This is a genomic window from Methanosarcina sp. 2.H.T.1A.6 (assembly GCF_000979455.1).
Classification (GTDB): domain Archaea; phylum Halobacteriota; class Methanosarcinia; order Methanosarcinales; family Methanosarcinaceae; genus Methanosarcina.
Genome location: NZ_JJOY01000018.1, coordinates 1 through 1,624, shown reverse-complemented (window position 1 = coordinate 1,624; position 1,624 = coordinate 1). Strand labels below are relative to the sequence as shown.

Below are 1,624 nucleotides of genomic sequence, written 5' to 3'. Positions count from 1 at the left end.
TTTATAGTCGTTACTTCCGATGTAGAGAGTTCCGTCAGATCCGATCGCTGGCGAACTCTGAATGACATTTCCAGTGGTATAGGACCATTTAAGGGTTCCGTCAGGATTCAAAGCATATACTTTTTTGTCACCACTTCCAAAGTAGATGGTTCCATCTGATCCGATCGCAGGAGAACTACTAATATAATTTCTGGTAGTGTATGACCACTTGAGGGTTCCATCAGGGTTCAAAGCATATACTTTCTTGTCGTTGCTTCCGATGTAGATAGTTCCATCAGATCCAACCGCAGGGGAACTGACAATACTATTTCCAGTAGTGTACGTCCATTTAAGGGTTCCATCAGAGTTCAAAGCATATACTTTTTTGTCATGGCTTCCTATGTAGATTGTCCCGTCTGATCCAATTGTTGGCGAACTTTGACTAGTGCCTCCGATGTTGTAGGACCATTTGAGGCTTCCGTCAGGGTTCAAGGCATAGAGATTTGTATTGTAGCTTCCAAAGTATATGGTACCGTCTTTCCCGATTGCTGGAGAATTGTAAATGTTGGAATCGGTTTTGTATGTCCATTTGAGAGTACCATCAGAGTTCAAAGCATAGAGGTTACAGTTGTAACTTCCAATATATATAGTTCCATTTTTTCCAATTGCAGGTGATCCGTATATATTTCTTGTAGGATAGGACCATTTGAGAGTGCCATCAGAGTTCAAAGCATAGAGGTTCCCGTCATAACTTGTACTGTATATGGTTCCATCTGATCCTATTGTTGATGCGCCGTATATATCACCTTTAGTGGTGTATGTCCATTTGAGGGTACCATCACGGTTCAAAGCATATATTTTTTTGTCAATGCTTCCGATGTATATGGTTCCATCTATCCCGATTACTGGTGAATTGTAAACGTATTTCCCGGTGGTATAGGACCATATTTTGTTGTTAGTTTGTGGTCCTTTATAAGGTGACCGACCTGTGTTGTTGAAATCTCTCTGGAATGTAGGCCAAGGCGTGTCTGCGAGTCCAAAGGTTCCTGTTCCTTCAACGGTGACATAATCAGTCTTCACGGTAGAATCGCTACTGACAGCGTTCATGACATTGAGGTTGACCGAGTAAGTGTCGGTTTTGCTATAAGTATGTACCGGATTCTGTTCGGTGCTGTCGACCTTGCCGTCGTGATTGAAGTCCCATGCCCAGCTGGTTGCATTGGCAGATATGTCGGTGAATTGTACAGTTAATGGTGCAGTGCCGCTGGTGGTGTTAGCAGTAAAGTTAGCAACTGTTGAATCTGCAACTGCTGACGCTGAAGAAATCATGAACAGCAGTGCAGCGATACAGAGAATCAGAAATATTCGTTTCATCTTTCATTCACTCCACATTTCTGAAATATTCCCCCGATACTCCCATGATTATTGACATGCCGAGAAGGACCTGGGAACATTTTCGGGGGTTATAACTCTCATAATTAATTAGTACCTCTTTAGATTTTGAAGGGAAAGTCCCATAATAAAAAAATAAAACAGTCAAGGTATATGTTCAAAAACTTGGAACTGCATTTGGATTGTGTTTTTCAGACCAGGCCACGTTATTGAAGTAAAATTGCTCTGTAAAATATAGGACTCTTCGGAAGTA

At 41.6% G+C, this 1,624-nt stretch carries 1 protein-coding gene; it reads right to left on the bottom strand.

Annotated features, from left to right (window positions below; genetic code table 11):
- A partial coding sequence (locus tag EO98_RS17705) for a PQQ-binding-like beta-propeller repeat protein (RefSeq protein WP_082098469.1) occupies positions 1 to 1,353 on the bottom strand: 1,353 nt, incomplete at its 3' end.
- Between the last annotated feature and the right edge of the window lie 271 nt (positions 1,354 to 1,624).